4 protein-coding genes are annotated in these 4,129 nt (G+C 68.2%); all 4 read right to left on the bottom strand.

Features of this window, described 5'->3' with window-relative positions; genetic code table 11:
• Positions 1 to 226: 226 nt before the first annotated feature.
• Complete coding sequence (gene tmcA / locus FVW27_RS09420) at positions 227 to 691, bottom strand: acidic tetraheme cytochrome c3 TmcA (protein WP_015946181.1); 465 nt, start codon at positions 689 to 691, stop codon at positions 227 to 229.
• Between the two features lie 20 nt (positions 692 to 711).
• On the bottom strand, positions 712 to 2,049 hold the full coding sequence (tmcB, locus tag FVW27_RS09415; protein WP_167124603.1) for an electron transfer complex ferredoxin TmcB: 1,338 nt from the start codon (positions 2,047 to 2,049) through the stop codon (positions 712 to 714).
• A 97-nt stretch (positions 2,050 to 2,146) separates the two neighbouring features.
• On the bottom strand, positions 2,147 to 2,806 hold the full coding sequence (gene tmcC / locus FVW27_RS09410; RefSeq protein ID WP_167124601.1) for a TmcC family electron transfer complex membrane anchor subunit: 660 nt from the start codon (positions 2,804 to 2,806) through the stop codon (positions 2,147 to 2,149).
• Between the two features lie 22 nt (positions 2,807 to 2,828).
• Positions 2,829 to 4,129 (bottom strand): electron transfer complex subunit TmcD (gene tmcD, locus FVW27_RS09405; RefSeq protein ID WP_208294719.1); only part of this gene is annotated, 1,301 nt, incomplete at its 5' end.

Here is a 4,129-nt window from a genome sequence, read left to right as displayed (position 1 = left end):
GGCCAGCAGGGCGAAGAACGAGCGCAGCGTGCAGCCCGCGTCCAGCACCGCCGCCAGCCGCAGGCAGGGCAGCGGGTCGGCGTGGGTGCTTCCGTCGGGGGCGCGGAGCGTTCCGTCGGGGGCAAGGTGCACGGTGTCCATGTGGTCTCCGGGGTGTTCTCCGTCGGGTGTGGCGCGGAATGCCGCAGGGGGCCGGTTACCGTTGTTGTCGTTGCGCCAGCGCGTTTCAGACCTTGGTGTGACAGCCGCCGCAGGCCGTGGGGCCCTTGCCCTGTTCCCGGTGGCAGCCCATGCACTGGCGGTGGTAGGCGCGTTCCAGCGGCGTGCCCTTGCCGACCTTGCCAACCCCGCCTCCCCCGCCTGCGTGGACGGCATGGCAGTCGGCGCAGGGGGTGCCCTCGGACGTGGCAGCCGTGGCGTCGCGCCGTCCGTCCTCGGTGGTGCCGTGGTGGCAGGTGCCGCATTCGTCGATCTTGGCCTTTTCGTTGTGCGTGTCATGCACGAACCGGGCGGCGGGGCGCGACTGCGGGGCCAGGGCCTCGGGCGCCAGAACCTTCATGTCTTCCTGCGCCGGGGCCATGCCCACGGGCGGCAGCAGCAGGAACAGCAGCGCGGCGGCAAGGATGGCCGCCACGATGGCCGGTTGCGTCGCAAGCCGTGGTGCCCGGGGCAGGGAACGTGGTGTCTTCATGGGGGTGCTCCTTGCCGTGCCTACGCGGCGCCGGGCTTTTCCATGCAGTCGTAGATCAGGTCGCCCAGGAACTTGGTGTCCATGCCGAGCTTGTAGTGGTGGATGATGTCTTCCAGTCCGCCGTGGCAGTTGTGGCAGGGGGCCACCACCGTGTGCACGCCCGTGGCGGCAAGCTGGTCGGCCTTGGCCTTGTTGCCCGCCAGCCGCACGCCCTTGAAGGGCGGGCCGCAGTTGATCACCCCGCCGCCCGCGCAGCAGCACAGGTTGTGTTCCCGCGTGGGGGACATTTCCACCACGTTGGAGCACAGGGCGTGGGTAACCTCGCGCAGCTTGTCCATCAGGCCGCGCCCCCGGATGATGTTGCACGGGTCGTGGATGGTCACCGGTTCTTCGAATTTCTTCGCCAGCCTGATCCTGCCCTCGGTCAGCAGTTCCCAGAAGAACTCCACGGAATGCACGATGGGCACGGGGTGGTTCTTCCAGCCCAGCCAGCGGTTGCCCACGTCATATACGGACCGGAAGGCGTGCCCGCACTCGCCCATGACGATGCGCCGCACCTTCAGCTTCTGGGCCATCTCGAAGTGGCAGCGCTTCAGCCGCCCCATCATTTCGTAGTCGCCGGTGAACATGCACATGTCGCTGTTGTCCCAGCCGGGGGACGAGGGCATGGTCCAGTCCACCCCGGCCTGGTCGAAGATCACCGCCGCCTGGTAGATGAGCTGGGTGCGGAACTTGGGTTCCGGCGCGATAACCGAGTACAGGAAGTCCGCCCCTTCCTTGTCGAAGGGGATGCGCAGCGCGGGAATTTCGCTGCGCGCCTCGTCTTCCTGCCACACCAGGCTGTCCACCCATTCGTCGTCCTTGACCCACATCTGGTTCATGGTGCCGGAATGGCTGTGCGCGGTATCCTGGATGTACAGCGGCACCACGCCCAGGCGGTGGCAGATGCGCCGCACCAGGCTCATGACGTAGCCGGTGTCGATGCCCACGGGACAGTAGTGCACGCAGCGGCGGCACAGGTTGCATTCCGTGTAGGCGATCTGGGCCATGCCGTAGATGTCGTCCGGGTCCACCTTGCCGCCGGTGCGCAGCAGCTTCCACATGGTCTGTTCCATCTTGCCCACGGGCGAATAGGTGGGGTCGCCGTCGTGCGAGATGCAGTAGTGGCAGGCGTCGGCGCACATGCCGCAGCGCATGCAGGTTTCATGGTAGACGGCCAGGCGCGCCCCGGCCTCACCCCTGGTCACCGCCTTGACCACGCGTTCGATGCGTTCGCGCGTCAGGGCGGCCACGCCCCGCACGAGGTTGGCGTCTTCTATGCGGCGTTCCGCGATGCCCGAGAATTCCGTTGCGCTCATGTGGTTGTCTCCCGTGGGATGGCGCCATGCGCCCTTCCGATGAATCCGTCCGGTCATTCCGCCTGTCCTGTCTGGCCAGTCTGGCCTGCGGCGTTGCCTACCAGTCGGGGCAGTGGCGCACCCCGCCGAATTCCGAGCCCATGTACGCCCGTGCGAAGGGCGAGAAGATGGCGTGGGACAGCCGGGTGAAGGGCAGGGCCATCAGCGTGGCCTCGCCCGACAGCACGTGCAGGGTGGACAGCAGCAGGTTGTCACCGATCTGCTGCTTGGCCAGGAACGCGGTGATGCACGGCACGGCCACCAGCGCCAGCACCAGCCAGTCCATGGGCCGGGTGACGAAGCGGACGACGGGAAGTTGCAGGCGTCGCCATGCAAAGAACCCGCACAGCAGGATGACCAGCACGGTCAGCGCGTCGGCGATGCCTTCGGGCAACGACCAGACGTTGACGCCGAAGGCGTAGTCCCACAGCACCGCATGCCCCGGCGCAAAGAGCAGCAGCAGGCCGAGTGCGGTGTGAAAGGCGAAGGTGGCCACGGTGACGGCGGGGTTGGCACGCCAGCCCAGGGTGGCGAAGGGTGTTGCCCAGTGGGCCATGGACCGGGCGGCGAAGCGCACGTCCATGTATGCCACGGCGTTCATGTCCTTCTTGCGGGCCAGCGCCCACATGGAGGCCAGACGCCAGGCCGAGCCGCCCAGAAATACGGCCCAGGCAACCCAGGCCAGGGGACCCACGGCGAAATTGTAGAGCTGTTGCATTGCTGTTTTCTCCGCTGGCCTGTCAGGCCCTGAAGTCGTCGGGAGTGGCCACCCACCGTTCGCACGCGCCGTCGCGGATGCCCCGCAGCAGCACGGTAACCCCGGGTCCGGAATTGGCGGGGCCGAACACCGGGTCCCACGCCGTGGTGAAGGCATCGCGCCACGGGCGGCCATCCAGCAGCACCGTTTCACGGGCGCCTTCGCGCACCCGCACCGCCACGTGCCGACCGCACGGGCTGAACACGGGCCGCCAGGCCATGTCCCACTTGCCGGGCCAGGCCACGCCGTCCACAACCACCTGCCAGGCGGTGTTGTCGTTGCTGGCCAAAGCCGCAGCGCGGGTGCCGTCGGGCGACAGGACAAGGTCGGTGATCACCGGTGCGGTGAACGGCCAGGGCGATGCATCGCGGGCCACGGTGAAATTGCCGTACCCGGGAGCCACGATGGCCCACAGGTGCCGCCCGTCACGGCTCCAGGCGGGCGACCAGCACTGGAAGAAACGCGCCTCCCACAACAGTGTGCCGTCCAGGGCAATGCCCCAGCGGCCATCCTTGCGGACCGGGGCGGCCACCGCGCCGGTGGCCGGATCGAAGCAGGGCTCCCACACGCAGGGGAAGGTGGCGGGCCACGGCGTACCGTTGACGGCCACGGTGTATTCGGAATGGGAAAGGCGCACCTGCGCGGCAACCCGGTCGTTGCGGTTGTCGAACACGGGCGTCCACACGTTCATGAAGTTGTGGCCCCATGCCTCGCCATCCACGGCCACGCTGTATACGCCCCGCACGAAGGTCTCGATGTCGGCCTGGCCCAGCGGCACGGTCTGCACCACGGCGGCGGTGCGGCGACCATCGGGGCTGAGGGCGAAATTGTTGGCGTTCTCGTACAGCGTTTCCCAGGGGTTGCCGTCCACGATCATGCCGTAACGCATGTCCTGCTGCACGGCGGCGATCAGCTTTCCGGCGGGGCCGTGCATCAGCGACCAGATGAATCCGTAGGTTTCCGGCCACGGCTCGCCGTCCACGGCCACGGTCCATTCCCCGTCCTGCTGGACGATGGCGGCCAGCCGCCCGTCGGGCAGGAAGCGCGGCGACCAGACCTTGTCGAAGCCCGCGTCCCAAACGCCGTCGTCCACTCGCATGGTGAAGCTGTCGTCCTCCTGGCGGACCACGGCGGCCACATGCATGCCGTCGTGCGACATGAGCGGTTCTTCCTGCCATTGGTGGTCGGGCAGCGGCGCGAAGGACGGCGCGATGACCCGCCTGCCCGGCTCCCATTGGCCAGGGCCGGGCTGCGGAAGCCCCGTGGCGGCGTGCGCGGCGGGCG

The organism is Nitratidesulfovibrio liaohensis (assembly GCF_011682075.1).
GTDB classification, from domain to species: Bacteria; Desulfobacterota; Desulfovibrionia; order Desulfovibrionales; family Desulfovibrionaceae; genus Cupidesulfovibrio; species Cupidesulfovibrio liaohensis.
The sequence above is the reverse complement of the archived record's forward strand: the minus strand, read 5'-3'. Positions and strand labels throughout refer to the sequence as shown.

Excerpts from the sequence above, each read along its gene's own strand:
- tmcA (WP_015946181.1), bottom strand. The coding sequence starts at position 691 with ATGAAGACACCACGTTCCCTGCCCCGGGCACCACGGCTTGCGACGCAA.
- tmcB (WP_167124603.1), bottom strand. The coding sequence starts at position 2,049 with ATGAGCGCAACGGAATTCTCGGGCATCGCGGAACGCCGCATAGAAGAC.
- tmcC (WP_167124601.1), bottom strand. The coding sequence starts at position 2,806 with ATGCAACAGCTCTACAATTTCGCCGTGGGTCCCCTGGCCTGGGTTGCC.